We start from the raw sequence: 14,611 nt of genomic DNA, 5'->3' as shown, positions 1-14,611 counted from the left end.
CTTACAGCTCGCCAATAGGCCTCTTTTTCTTTTGTTAAAATGCTAGAATGAGTGGGTAAGATCTGACCGAAAACCGCTAATTCGAAGTACTAATTTTGTTACAGAAAGAAGAACTAATCAATTTTTTAACATGCTGGCAATGTCCTTTTTGCGAAAGGAACCGCGTCTATCCCAGGGGTACACGTGTAGTTGACGGTATGTTAAACGGAACATCTGCTTAACGAAATTATGACTATGTATGAAAATCTTCCAAAAAAATGCCTAACGGGTATTTTGATGTTGCTGCTGTTGGTCTGTCAACAGCTGTATGCGCAACAACAGAGAACGGTTACGGGGATCGTGAAAGACGAAAAAGGTACGCCGCTGTCCGATCTGAGTATTTTAGAGAAAGGCATCCGTAATGCGACCAAAACGGATGCTGACGGAAAATTCAGCCTACCGCTTAAATCGGCCAATCCGACCTTGATTTTTAGTTACGTCGGTTATGTACGGCAGGAGAAACAGCTGCGTGCCGGCGAAAATACACTTCAGATCACCATGAAGGAAGATGGAACGGGGCTTGATGAGGTGGTCGTGATGGGCTATCAGGATGTGCAGCGGCGGAAGACAACAGGAGCTATTGCTACGGTAAAAGGGAAGGATTTTGAAAATACCCCTTACGCCACCTTCGATGCCATGTTGCAGGGACGTGTGGCCGGTCTGACAGTATTGAGTACATCGGGCGAACCGGGTACCAACAACATCGTCAATATTCGCGGAACGAGCAACTTAGGCTTGGCCGATAATCAGCTGCAGGCTCCTCTGTATGTCATCGACAATATTATTTACGATGTGAGCGATATACAGGCGGCGTATGGAAATGCGAGCCCCTTGCAGGCTATCAATCCTAACGACATCGAATCGGTTGATATCCTGAAAGATGCCTCGGCATCGGCCATTTATGGAGCCCGTGCCGCGAATGGGGTCATTATCATCAAAACCAAACGTCCGGCTGTGGGGAAACCCGAAATACGGATCTCGGCTTACAATGGGGTTTCGAGCCGTCCGGCCATGAAGCCCATCACCGTTGGTGCGGCCGAGCGCAGGCTGAAAATGAACTTGCTCTATCAGGGTGGATCGTACGACTGGTTCAACAATGGATCCATTAGCCCCATGCTGACAGATAGTTTAAATCCGGCCTTTAACAACAATACCGATTGGCAGGGCCTTTTTCTGCAGTCGGCCAATATCAACAATGTCAATGTGAGTATCGGCGCCACCATGGAGAAATTTTTATACCGCTTCTCGGCACAGCGTTATTATGAGCAAGGGGTAATGATGGGCTTTGAAAATGAAAACCTGACGCCACGCCTGATGTTGCAGGCCAATCCAACCGACAATTTCCAGTTTGAAACAAATTTGTTCGCAGGTTTTACAAAAGCAAAACATGGTTCGGGGGACGAGACAAAATATCCATTTAGCACCTGGGGATTTCCTTCTTCTTTCTATCAGATTACCGACATAGACCAACAGATCTATACGGGGCGCTACGATGGTATGATGGATCGCGACAACGCCTTCAGCCTGAATGGAAATTTCGCCGGAACACTTAAAAAGTTTCTGATCAACGGCCTGACCCTACGTTCGCAGTTTTCGTTTAATGTCAATAACAATACCCGCGACCTCTTTCGTCCCAAACTGCTGACAGGTAATAGAAACTATGCTCAGAATTGGGTGAACCAGAATAAGCGCTGGGAATGGGAAACCTATTTTAACTACATCAAAAGCATTCGCAACACCCATAATATTAGTGCCGTTTTGGGAACCGGTATTGAACGCAATACGTCCAATGAAAATTATATGTATGGTTACAACGACAATGGAACTTATGTGAAAACCGTAACCGGTATCCCTTCCGGGCCTGATCTCTATGCGACGACATCCATCAGTGAGCGCTCGCGCGTGTCGGTATTCGGTCGTTTTGGGTACGATTACAAAGACAAGTACCTGCTTTCTGCCAGCTATCGCATGGACGCATCGTCGCGCTACAGCAAGGATAACCGTTGGGGTATTTTTCCGTCAATATCTGCCGGCTGGGTGCTTTCGCAGGAGCCTTTTTTTGAGGGTGTCAAAAACGCGATATCCTTTTTCAAAATTAGGGGTAGCTATGGCGTTACCGGACGTGATCCGGGCTCTTACTACGCGCGCTATACCGGGCTTACTTTCGATGCCTCATATGCCGGATCCGTATTGGAAAATGGTATTAGTGGTTCGGTGCTCTCCTATAATGGCAAGCCTACTGTAGCCCCTGACTATTCGTCAGCGGCAACCTCACCGACAATCAAATGGGAGCGCTCACCGCAGTTTAATGCCGGTTTTGATATGAACCTCTTGCACGATCGGGTTACCGTGACGGCAGATTTTTATGTGCGCGACTCCAAACAGCTGGTATACAACCTGACCATGCCGGCTACTTCCGGGTATAGCACCGTCTCCAACAATTTTATCAGTGTAAGAAACAGTGGGGTAGAAATGACGCTTATTTCCCGAAATATGGCTCCTTCGTCGGCATTCCAGTGGACGACCAATTTCAATATCGCTTACAATAAAAATTATGTCACCAGCCTGCCTGACGGCGGAAAGGAAATACAAGTGGGACCACCCTGGATGCAACGTGCACTGAATGTAGGCCAGCCTATTTTTCCGTTCAAAGTATGGGATGTGGATGGGGTTTATGCGACCAATGCAGATGTACCTGTAGATCCTTTGACAGGAAAAAGACTCTCGCATTTTAGGGGGAATTTATATCAGGCTGGCGATCCGCGCCGCCGGGATGTCAACGGGGATTATGTGATCGATTACAACGACAAAATTGATATGGGAAATCCAAATCCAGACCTCGTAGGCGGATTTATCAACCAGTTTTCCTACAAGAATTTTAGCTTATCCACACTCGTGAGTTTTGTCTTTGGACGCTCCTTGTGGAACGGTTACCTGTCGGACAAATTACAGGATGCCGGTTCGTCTGCCCTGTATTCTACCTGGGGGACCAACTCGGCTATTGCAGGCGATTTTAAGCCCAGCGACTTCTGGATGAAAGATGGCGATCAGACCAAATACCCGACTTTGTTTCGCAATACGGTAGACAATTGGCACATCGCCAACAGCACGTTTGTCGAAAATGCCAGTTTTGTGCGCCTGAAAAATATTCAGCTGAGCTACACATTTCCACAGGCCATGATTAAGAAACTTAAGTTGAAAATGCTCCGCGTTTATGGGGTGGTAGATAATGTGGCTGTCAAGTCCTGGTCTTCTGTGCCGGATCCTGAAGCAGTGGAAGCCAATGGTTATTCAACGGGTAACGGATATCCGATCCCGAAGAAATGGACAATAGGCTTGGATGTTACCTTTTAATCATGTCAGTTCCATCGCATAACGGTGGCTTAAAATTAGTTAGAGATGAAAAGAAAAATATTGTTTTTAATGCTGAGTGCTTTTATGTATCTCGCTTCAGGCTGCTCCAAGTTTCTGGACATTGAGCCTGTCAGTTCGGCAACCGACGAGAACTTCTGGAAAACGCAGGAAGATGCCAATAGTGCAACCAACGCCATGTATGCGCTGCTGCGCAAGGCCCTAAATCAAGCCAGCGGTATGGCCTACTATGCCTATGGCGATTTGCTAACGGACGAAATTACTTCTTCGACCAACACCGACTTTAATCCAATTGTCAATATGCAGCTCAACACGGCTGTAGCAGCTTCGGAAACTTGGCGGCCCGCGTATCAGCTGCGACGCTATGATGTCTTCTATCAGGCCATAGACCAGGCCAACCGCGTGATTCAAAAGCTCCCTAAAATGGATGAAAATGCCTTTGACAATGTATCGACCAGGGATTACTATATCGGCGAAGCTTACTTTGTGCGAGCATTTGCCTATTTCTATATGGCGAGAGTATGGGGAACAGTGCCAATTATCACAGCATCTGTGGTGCCCATCGATGCTGTAAATCTCCCAGCAAGTAAAGAGAGTGATGTGTTGGATCAGAGCCAGGCAGATCTATCCAAAGCACTGACCTTATTGAAATGGAATAATATTGACCAGAATGATTTTGCCTTGCGTGCGAATATCGGAGCAGCACTTGCCCTGCAGGCACATCTGAGTGCCTGGCGCGGCGAATATGCCGACTGCATCGAGGCGGCCAAATCGGTACTGGAAAGCGGCGAGTATTCCTTTGTGGGAAGGGATAGTCTGAACTACCGCAGTATTTATCAGGGAAAATCCAATGAAGGTATTTTTGAAATCTCCCAAAATGGTGAAAACGAAGGCACAAACTTGGGGATAGGATACTTTTCGCTAGCCGGTCCTTATTTTCGGTCTTTAACAGATCCAATTTTAAGAATCAGCCAGGATTATATTAAAACGCTCTTTAAAGACAGCAACGATAAACGATTTAAAAGTGTGTTTGATATTGACTATAACGGTAACTATGCACTATGTACAAAATATGCGAATGTGAAGTTCTCGAGTAATGCCTCAAATGCCAATGCGATATTTAAAAATAACATCATCATGTTTCGCTATTCTGATATTAAGCTGCTTATGGCAGAGGGCTTGGCAGCGATCGGTAAGACAAGTTCGGCAGAAACCATTTTAAATGAAATCCGGACGCAAGCTGGATTGCCTGCCTACACGAACGAGGAACCGCTCATCGAGGCCATCTTTAGTGAAAGAGCGCGCGAACTGTTTCTGGAAGGTCATCGCTATTACGATCTCGTGCGGTTGTATAAACACTTCAATGTCTATAAATTTCCGGAAGGCAAAATGAACCAGTCGCAATTTAACGCGAAGAAATACCTTTGGCCATTTGACCCATCGTTGTTGTCAACCAATCCGCTGCTGAATCAGACACCATACTGGGGAACTGTCAACATGTAAACCACTAAACCTGAAAAAAATGAAAACCTTATATCGATTTGCGTTGCTGCTGGCTTTTGGACTTACCGTGATCGGTTGCAAGAAAGCGGCTTATCTGACGGATGACGGCCTCCATGTAGCCGAAGTCAATCTGTCTACTTACGATTATCTGGCGGCTCATCCCAATGGGATGTTTGACACCTTGCTGCTGGTGATTGACCATTTTAAACTCAAAGATGAAATCAACAAGGCGAAAACCTTTTGGGCACCGTCGGATTATTCGGTCAACCGCTATTATAAACAGAAAGTAGACTCGGTGAAGTATGTGGATGAAAATGCACAGTATTCTTTTGACCAGTTTCTGAACGAAATACCCGTAGATTCGGTGAGGGCATACATCTATAATGATGCAGCTTACAATTTGGAAACAGCCAGCACAGCGTATACGACGATCAGCAATGCGGCCAATGTGGGTGGATTTGTTTACCATAGACAAAAGCAGCCCAAAGCAGCCTGGTCCTCGCAGCCCGTTTATTATCTATATTATGTGAAAGTGCGTGGCGAGGCCGATCAGATCAGCCCCGATGGTATTGTGACCGTCAAAGAAGATGATCAGGCCGACATGCGCATCTATTGTCAGACAACGGGGATCAAAACGGCCTCAGGAACCATGCTGAACGTATTGGCCAATACACATACGTTTATAGGGGATTTTGTGCCGCGCCTCCTGACGGGGCCTAAAATCGTGGAAAACGGTTCTACGCTTACCTTTACCTACGACCTGAGCATTAAATATGATGCAGCGGGATATACGGGCACGACCGTAGACGTCATGCTTCCGCGTTTAGCCCGCTTTTATGGCGTGGAGAGCGGTGCAATACCGGCGCTGGTAGGTAAGGATATCACCTACTACGCGGTACAGCCCGATGGTAGCTTAAATGCAAACAGTACTGCCAACGCCCCCGGGCACTGGTTCGATACCAAAGGACAGACCTGTTCATGGGGTGCCGATGCTCGCATTGTATCTGAGCTGGCAACTTCAACGATGACCTTCAATATTTTGCAATATCCAGGGCAAACAACGGTGGGTAGTACCTATACTGTTCGACAATCGCTCGTGTACAAATCAAAGACAAAGGGTGATTTGAATGCTGTTTTTGTGTTCAATGTTAAGATCAAATAAATATGAAACTAGCGGGATTGATTCGGTTGCAATACCGAATCAACCGGATAGCTTCATTACAAATGAAAAAATAAAACAGATGAAAAAACGAAGTTTTATAATCGGCTTAGCAGGTTTATCCCTAGGACTATTGGATTCCTGCAAAAGTGACCAAATAGGTTATTTAAGTGAAAATTTACGCTATAATGTGGAGAATCTGCAAGTCAACCAGGGGACGGTGGTGTACACGGATGCCATTGTTGCCAATGGAAGCACAACCCCGCTAACCGTCAATCTGGTTGCGGTACGGAACAAGGAAACCGGCGAGCTCTCAACAGAATTTTCAAAAGAACATGAAATATCGACCTACCTGGCTGAAGTCACCTGGCGGGATACAACCCTGGAGCTGTTGAAGGCCAAAATCGGCAAGGCGAAATATCCGCCGATGATGGTCAATGCGACCGGTGGCCGCGTGGGTTTTACACAGGCGACGCAATTTGTGACCCCGGGGCAGTACACCATAGATGTGGAGGTGAGCAATATCGCCGGACAGAAAAAATTTAAGAACATCCTCGATTTTAATGTTATCGGTGCCAAGAAGGAAGATATTTTATTTAAGTCGTGCACGAGTTCGGACTACGGTGCCGAATCCAATTTTCTACCGTATACAGACTATGAGATTGTTGTGGAACATCAGCCGGAAGGAGAAAACAAAATTGTATATCAATGGGAAGATAAAAACGGCAAGCCCTTCAATCCTAAAAAAGGCGAGGTCATCAAGCGTGGCGACCGGCCGACATTCAAAAATTGGTCGCCTTACTATCCGGAGGAAGTTACCGATACGGGGTTGGTGTATCGCTATCCAGATGTTTCAGGGCTGGTGTATCCGATCATGAACGGTACTTATGTAGGTACAGAATTTTGGTCGGGCGATCCCATTTCTTATTACCGTATTGTCGGTACGGCGACTACGCTGGGACGTAATCTTAACCCGGTATCGACCATCAAATTCTACCGAAGTGGTACCTATACCGTTCGCTTCCGTTTTTTGACTGTCACACATAGCTGATCTCTACCTATTAAAAGCGCAAATGATGAAAAGTATAGTATTGCATAAAGTTCTGCTGACACTGTTTTCAGCACTTGTATTCCTTTCGCAGGGATGCAGCAAAAAAGTGGAACTTCCTATAGAGGAAGAGGTCACCACGCCGCCCGTAACTGTGGGGACAGATTCTTTGAAGATTTATAAGCCCAAGGAATTTGAAGGGATGGATTATAACGATAAAGGGAGCAAATGGTCCTATTCGCGCAGCCGTCAGTCGGAGCATTTTATCGTGTTCTGGGGGGCAAGCTATGGGAAGAATGACCCCAATTCGGACGCTGTACCCGAAGAATACCGCGTCGATATTGATGATCTCTTGGCCAAGGCCGAACAGTTTTACGCATTGAACGTCGGCACGCTGAAGTTTGCAGAACGTAAAGTAAACCGATCCAATCTGGATAAATACAAAATGATGATTTTTGTTCATTATACGACAGAATGGATGGCGTATGGTGGTGGTTACGACGATACGATCGGGGCATTGTGGGTTAATCCGGCCACCTGTAAGCCGGTGGGTGCAGTGATTGCCCACGAGATCGGGCATAGTTTTCAATATCAGGTATTTGCTGATCTGAAAGGTGGACATGGATTTCGTTACGGCTACGGCGGAACGAGCGGCAACGGGTTCTGGGAGCAGACCGCGCAATGGCAGGCCTACCAAACCTATCCCGCACAGGCATTTTCGGGCTCCGATTTTCCCGTCTATACCGAAAATTATCATCGCCATATTCATCACGAGAAATATCGTTATGCCAGCTATTTCATCCATTGGTATTGGACAAGTAAACATGGGATCGATATGATTGGCCGCATCTGGCGCGAAGCGTTAAAACCCGAAGATCCGGTGCAGGCCTATATGCGTATAACGGGTATCGATGTGAAACAGTTCAACAATGAGATCTATGATGCGGCGACCCACTTTGTGACCTGGGACCTGAACAGCATCAGGGATTATGGAAAGAATTATATCGGTAAGCTGACGACCAAATTTACGCGGCAATCCAACGGTAGTCTTCGCGTTGCCTATGATCGTTGTCCGGGTACTACAGGTTACAATGTGATTCCGCTGGACCTGCCGGCTGCTGGAACCAAGGTTTCGGTGGCTTTTAAAGGCTTACCAAATGCTGCCGGATTCAATCCGGTGGATGCCAGCCGTGCCGGATGGCGCTATGGCTATGTGGCTTTGTTGAAAGATGGCACGCGGGTATATGGTGACAGGGCGGAGGGCTCGGAGAATACGGTAGCGTTTACTGTTCCGGCCAATTGCAGCAACCTCTGGTTTGTTGTCACAGGCGCCCCATCTGTTTACCAGCCACATGCCTGGGATGATGACGACAGCAATGATGAGCAATGGCCTTACGAAATCAAAATTCAGGGTACAACGGCTACAGGATACAATGAGGTGAGCAGTCAGCCCAAAGATATCGCATTGAATTATGACCTGAGCTTCCCGGCAGATGCCACAGGGTATTCGGGTGCGCAGGTAAGCGTCAATGCCGCTCAGCTAGGGGAGGCTTTGGCCATATCTTCGGCAGACCTTGCGACTTTGATGAGCAGCGGAAAAATTAAGTTCTATGCCGTGGAGCCGAATGGAAGTTTAAATCCCAACAATACGGCCACAGGTTATGGGCATTGGTTTACTACAGCTGGGGCTGTTACCAATTGGGGCGCCAGTGCGGGCCTGTTTTCAGAATTTAACGCCAGTACGATAACGTTCTCCATCGGTCAATATCCGGGGGCTTTGGCCACTGGAAAGAAATACACCATCAAGCAGGCACTGCTGTATACGTACGAAGGAACGAAAACTGTGCAGGCGACGTTCACATTTAATGTGAATATCAAATAAGAGTATGTTAAAACCACAAGATGAGGTGGTGGTTCATATGTTTATGTTTAGTTTAAGCCACGTCGGGAGATGTGGCTTTTTGTTTTTCTTATTGTTGCTATTGTATCGATGCCTCTGGGCATCTGCGCTTAGCTGTGGCCATTCATCCCGAAAATCATACCGTTCGAATAAATTATTTAGGCAACCGCTGTTAGGCCCATACATTCGTATCAAATTAAAGAATACGAATAATGATCGGAAAATTAATCTATCTACAGTTGGCCACAATGCTGTTTGCTTGCCGTACCGCTTATGGGGAGACAGGCTGTTCGTTGCAGGATACCACCACCATTAAACCGATACGCTTGAATGAGGTACACGTGTCTGGACGTTTAAATCCCCTTAAAATTGCTCCCGGCAGGCTGACTTATCAGGTCGCTAAAGGCAGCGCCGGTTCTTCGGGTAGCGCCCTGGAGCTGCTGCGCAGAATGCCTGGTGTGAGCATTTTAGCAAATGGTAAGATCAGTTTAAACGGGCAAGCGGGCATTCAACTGCTGGTCGACGGCAAAACAAATTTTATGGATGGCGAAAATCTGATCAATTTTTTGGCCTCCATGCCAGCCGCATCGCTCGATGTTGTCGAACTTATTACGCAACCAGATGCTACAATGGATGCCAATGGTGATGCCCGCTTTATCAATCTGAAACGGATCAACAGGACCACCCCGGGCCTCAGTGTTTCTTTATCGACCAATGCCGAACAAGGAAAGTACAGCAGAACCTTCCAAAATATCGCCGTAGCCGCCAATACCGCTAAGTTGGCAATGTCGCATACCTATTCTTATGGAGAAGGGACGGAATTAATTGATGTTAATTCGACCAGGTATATCAGCAAGGAGGGGGATAGGGGGGGCAATGCATTGCGATTGGATATGGACGCCGTTAGAAAGCGAAATTATCGCAATCATTATTACAACGGCACGCTCGATTATGCACCAAATGATCACGTGAAAATGGGGACTTATGTATTAATCAACAATCATGAGCGGACCAAACAGGAAGCTGTGCATTCTAATTTCTTGAACGGCTCTTCACAGGTGGACTCCAGCATAGCAACAGGAAATGTGTTGGGGCATACCTTTAGGAACTTTAGTACCGGAGCTCATTTGACGGTTCTGTTTGGCGCTGGCTCCAAATGGGAAAATTATCTTGATCGGCAACAGTTTAACCAATCCGAAACCCAAGATCAACTGCTGGACAAATTTGGTGCTGATGGTTCAGTAACGGCCTTGCAGCAAAAACTCCGCGGTGAGACGGGAGGAAAGGTTACTATTACGACCGTGCAATCGAAATATATGCTCGACATCCGTCCAAATATGACGGCCTCTTTTGGTGGAAAATTGACGCAGGTTAATATGCGCACCAATTCATTTTATCAGCAAACTCATGACAACAGCTGGCAGGAGCGCGCCGACCTGACCAATACATTCGGTCATGCGGAGCAGCTGAAAGCGCTATTTATGCAGACGCGGTTTAGCCCTTCAGACCTCTTCCAAATCGATGTGGGACTACGATTTGAGGCTGCTGCATTTAAGAGCAGGACCGTCCATGATAAGGATACAGATTTTACCATGCTGAGATCCTATAAAAATTTGTTTCCGAACCTGACCGCGACCTATGCAATGGATGCTGAACAAAAGCTTTCTCTCAATTACCACAGGCGGGTCAATCGTCCCAATTTCAAAGACCTGAGTCCTTTTGTGGAGGTCAACGACCCCTATTTGTACGAGAAGGGAAACGCAGCATTGAAGCCCGAGTTTGTCCATACGATGGAACTGACCTGGTTGTTCAAAAACAGCTATTCGTTGCAGCTGCGCTATAACCTGCGCCAAAATGCGATCAGCAAGAGCTACAACCTGGACGAGCAAAGGCGGACTGTCGTTATGCCGATGAATCTGGAGCACGCATCCAATGTAGGGGTGCGGTTTAATGCAGCGACTATTTCCCCCCTGAAAAAGTGGAACATACAGCTGAACGGGAACCTAAACTATACCTCTTTTGAATGGCGGACGGCAACTGATGTGCATCGCAACAGGCGGCTGGTACCTTCTTTGCAGGTACAAAATACGGTAAGTCTGCCTTTTAAACTCAGTCTCGAGCTCAATGGCTTCTGGAATGGGGCTACTGCCGAGGGGCAGGCTACCATGGCTTCCCTCTGGTCTATGAATACTGCCGTACGCAAAACCATCTTGCAAGATAAATTAACTTTGTATATTTATGCCAATGACCTTTTCAGGACCAACAGGCCTAAAATAATTTTTAGCAGTGATGCTATGGAAGGGAAGTACAGGGAGTTGTACGATAGTAGAGCTATTGGGATCAACCTTTCCTACCGATTACATCGCGGAATGAAAGGTAACCTAAAAAGCGATCGTGCCAATGACCGATTGGAAGAAAATAGCCGGATTAATTACTGATATCATGAGAGCGAACATAGCAAAATTAAGCGGAAACCCCATACACTATCTAGGTCCGGCACTCTGGGGAATCGCTTCTTTCAACATTCTTCGTGTCGTGACAGATATAACCAAGAAAGATGAATTTTGGTCTGGCGGAATTAGGATCCATTCGGTTGGACTGCTTATCTCTGTGGTTTTTTGTTACGTCATAACACTGCTTTGGCGTCGGAGACTGGCGAGGATCTTTGCTGCAAAGCCCACCATCAAACCAAATGTCGCAGTAGAGTATATCGTTGCTGTTGTACAAATCATGGGGATATTGAATCCAACGGTCTTCGTGTCCGAACGCCTGGGCTGGATCTATATGGGGGATGGTTATATTGATTACATCTTGGTTAATGCGATTTATGTTCCCTTGTTTCTGCTTTACTACATGTTTTTGCGGAACGAGCGCAGCGACAGAAATATGGCCGACAATCGCATCTATGTGGAACAGATCAAAGCGGACAAGCTAAATACCGAATTGCAGTTATTGAAAAGTCAGTACCACCCACATTTTCTCTTTAATGCGCTTAATACGGTCTATTTTCAAATTGATGAATCCAATACATTGGCAAAAAAAAGTGTCGAACAGCTTTCGGAACTGTTACGTTATCAGATTTATACGGTGGATGAAAAGGTATCGATGGAGCAGGAACTTGCATATTTAAAATCTTATATTGCGTTTCAGCAGCAGCGGTTGACAGCAAGATTGACCGTGCGCACAGACATTGACGGGGATTGGGCAGACATCAGCATCTTTCCTTTGCTTTTTCAGCCTTTAATAGAAAATGCTTTTAAATATGTGCGCGGGCAGTACGAGATTGTCATCTGTCTCAGGCGTCGTCCTACTAACATATGCTTCAGCATTTCCAATAGCCTATCCGGGGCCGCGGCAGTTGAGGCGGCAATTCCCCGGGCTGAGGTAGCGGAGTCGGGGGCGGGACTTACCAATCTGAAAAAGAGATTGGCATTGCGCTATCCGCAGCGGCATACCTTGAATACGCATGCCGATACAACGCATTTTTTTGCTGAGTTAATACTAGATTTATAACTGTTTATGAGAGAGATCAGATGTGCTATAGTAGACGATGAACCTTTTGCGCGCAAAGGAATCGCATCCTACATCGAGAAAATAGATTTTTTGAAGCTTGTTGCTGAATGCGAAGATGCGATCGAGTTGAGCCAGTATCTGCGTTTGCATCCCCTTGACCTTATCTTTCTTGATATTGAGATGCCCGAGATATCAGGCTTGGACTATATAGCGAGCCTGAGCAATCCGCCCAAGATAATCGTCGTCTCGGCGTATGAAAAATATGCATTGCGGGGGTATGAGCTGGACGTTGTCGATTATCTGTTAAAACCGGTGCCCTTCGAACGCTTCTTTAAGGCGGCCAATCGGGCATTTGATGTGCTCAGCAGCGCTGCTCCATCTGTAGGCCTGTTGGCAGCTTCTCCAGATGCGCATATTTTTCTGAAGGTGGACAAACAGTTAAAGAAGATTTTTCTGCACGATATCCTATTCGTGCAGAGTATGGGAAACTATGTGATCGTACAGACGATAGATTCGCAGGAAGTGACGTATTGCAGCCTACAGCAGATGATAAGTACGCTGCCAGTCCACCAGTTTATCGCCTGCCATCGATCCTATCTTGTCAATAGGAATAGGATAGCAATCATAGAAGGGAATCAGTTACATGTGGGGGAATATAAAATTCCGATCGCCCGAAATTTAAGGGAGGACGTGATGGCATCGATCTTAAATCGCAGCTGAGTGCGTACGTCTTATTCAGCAAAGAATATTGAGCCAGATGATACGCGTATTTTCTTTTCCAAAGGTCTAGTAGAAGTCCATTTTATCCTTATTTTTGGCCCAAATATTTAAACGTTAAGATGGAAGAATTTACCGCTGAGGCTATACAGATTAAGAACATATCTAGTGATAGAAGTGTTGGTTTGTTTGATTATGATTTCGGGCATGTATTATTGGTATACACTTCCAAGTGGAGAATTTAACATGTATTCACTATTTGGTGATAATTTGTTCAGCATTAAGTCCATAACAACACCTTTAAAATAGAAAAAGTATGAATGCTTGGAAATTAATTGGTGCCGTGCTGATTTGCTTACTGATCTTTTTTATGATTAAAAATCAGTCTGTTGATTTCCTGAAAAAAAGTGATCAATTGGCCGTGTTTGATCAGCTACCAACCTTAAAACAGGAATGTGCAGTAGATCTTATCGGATTTAGCATGCGGGGTGAATTTTTTGATGTAATACAATATAAGGCCGAAAATATTCTATTAAAGAAAGATATAAAACCCATTTCAAAATGGGGAAATAGAACTATTGCCGGCGATGCAAAAATTGGTCAGTGGAAAGAGTGCCCTATTGACGATGAAACCAAAGCGTTATTTTCACTGGAACTGGATAGTGCTAATTTCGAAAATAGCTGTTTTCAGGAATTGAATAGAAAGCTCAGCCAACCGGGAAATTTTTATGCCTATATCTATGCTGATTCTGGAGGAAGCTATTTTATGTTGTATACTCCTAAAAGCAATAAACTCGTATATATCAGAAGAAATGGGGTTTAGACGAAACTCAATGATAGGGGATGTGCCAGAATACTGCTTTTAATTTATCGATTATGATCTTCAGCGATGATTTCATCGATCTCATTGCATATCCGCTGTATCGGTTTTGTGAAATAGTGCTGTGCGAGCTGCACCTTTTTTTCTTTACCGTCTTCATTTCGATAGCGTGCCAGAAGCGATACACTCACGGTGATGAGGCCGTACTGTTTGAGTTTATGGATTGTAAATCCCTGTAGGTTTTCCAGCGGAACAGTTACCTCTTTGCCAAACAGCCCTTTGCGTACCCGCATTTCCCGTCTGTCCATATCAATAATAAAATAAGCTCTCAGCAGGGAAATCATCAGGATGACCACAATACCCAGCATCCACCATTTAAAAGAGGACTCCGGCATTTTGACAAAACCTACAATTGCCATTATGGCAAATATAGCGACCAAAGGAACATAGGTTCCTAACTGGGGTTTCATTTTGTATTCATTTCCGTTTCTTTCGAAATTTTTCATGTGTTTATCGCTAATTTAGCTATATCAATATTCC

Annotated in this window: 10 protein-coding genes; 9 read left to right on the top strand and 1 reads right to left on the bottom strand. The window is 45.7% G+C overall.

The window, feature by feature from the left end; translation table 11 throughout:
- Positions 1-234: 234 nt before the first annotated feature.
- From OK025_RS01180 to OK025_RS01140, 9 genes are all read left to right on the top strand, one after another.
- Positions 235-3,393 carry a SusC/RagA family TonB-linked outer membrane protein gene (locus OK025_RS01180; protein ID WP_317667984.1) on the top strand — a complete coding sequence of 1,053 codons (3,159 nt, stop codon included), beginning with the start codon at positions 235-237 and terminating at the stop codon, positions 3,391-3,393.
- A 45-nt stretch (positions 3,394-3,438) separates the two neighbouring features.
- Positions 3,439-4,914 carry a RagB/SusD family nutrient uptake outer membrane protein gene (locus tag OK025_RS01175; RefSeq protein ID WP_317667983.1) on the top strand — a complete coding sequence of 492 codons (1,476 nt, stop codon included), beginning with the start codon at positions 3,439-3,441 and terminating at the stop codon, positions 4,912-4,914.
- A gap of 19 nt (positions 4,915-4,933) precedes the next feature.
- On the top strand, positions 4,934-6,076 hold the full coding sequence (locus OK025_RS01170; RefSeq protein ID WP_317667982.1) for a DUF4859 domain-containing protein: 1,143 nt from the start codon (positions 4,934-4,936) through the stop codon (positions 6,074-6,076).
- A 79-nt stretch (positions 6,077-6,155) separates the two neighbouring features.
- The gene (locus OK025_RS01165; RefSeq protein WP_317667981.1) at positions 6,156-7,124 is read left to right on the top strand and encodes a hypothetical protein; all 969 of its coding nucleotides are present in this window, start codon (positions 6,156-6,158) and stop codon (positions 7,122-7,124) included.
- A 22-nt stretch (positions 7,125-7,146) separates the two neighbouring features.
- A complete protein-coding gene (locus tag OK025_RS01160) occupies positions 7,147-9,003 on the top strand; it encodes a DUF4859 domain-containing protein (RefSeq protein ID WP_317667980.1) in 1,857 nt (618 codons plus the stop codon).
- Positions 9,004-9,233: 230 nt separating this feature from the next.
- A complete protein-coding gene (locus OK025_RS01155; RefSeq protein WP_317667979.1) occupies positions 9,234-11,459 on the top strand; it encodes an outer membrane beta-barrel family protein in 2,226 nt (741 codons plus the stop codon).
- A 4-nt stretch (positions 11,460-11,463) separates the two neighbouring features.
- Positions 11,464-12,534: a sensor histidine kinase gene (locus OK025_RS01150; protein ID WP_317667978.1), complete on the top strand. Its 1,071-nt coding sequence runs from the start codon at positions 11,464-11,466 to the stop codon at positions 12,532-12,534.
- A gap of 6 nt (positions 12,535-12,540) precedes the next feature.
- On the top strand, positions 12,541-13,254 hold the full coding sequence (locus tag OK025_RS01145) for a LytR/AlgR family response regulator transcription factor (protein ID WP_317667977.1): 714 nt from the start codon (positions 12,541-12,543) through the stop codon (positions 13,252-13,254).
- 313 nt (positions 13,255-13,567) lie between these two features.
- Positions 13,568-14,074, top strand: a complete 507-nt coding sequence (locus OK025_RS01140) for a hypothetical protein (RefSeq protein ID WP_293955573.1) — start codon at positions 13,568-13,570, stop codon at positions 14,072-14,074.
- A 44-nt stretch (positions 14,075-14,118) separates the two neighbouring features.
- On the opposite strand, the gene OK025_RS01135 is transcribed toward OK025_RS01140, so the two are convergent.
- The gene (locus OK025_RS01135) at positions 14,119-14,577 is read right to left on the bottom strand and encodes a hypothetical protein (RefSeq protein ID WP_317667976.1); all 459 of its coding nucleotides are present in this window, start codon (positions 14,575-14,577) and stop codon (positions 14,119-14,121) included.
- Positions 14,578-14,611: the final 34 nt, after the last annotated feature.

The sequence above is a fragment of the Sphingobacterium sp. UGAL515B_05 genome (assembly GCF_033097525.1).
Lineage (GTDB): Bacteria > Bacteroidota > Bacteroidia > Sphingobacteriales > Sphingobacteriaceae > Sphingobacterium.
This window is presented reverse-complemented; position numbering and strand designations above follow the sequence as displayed.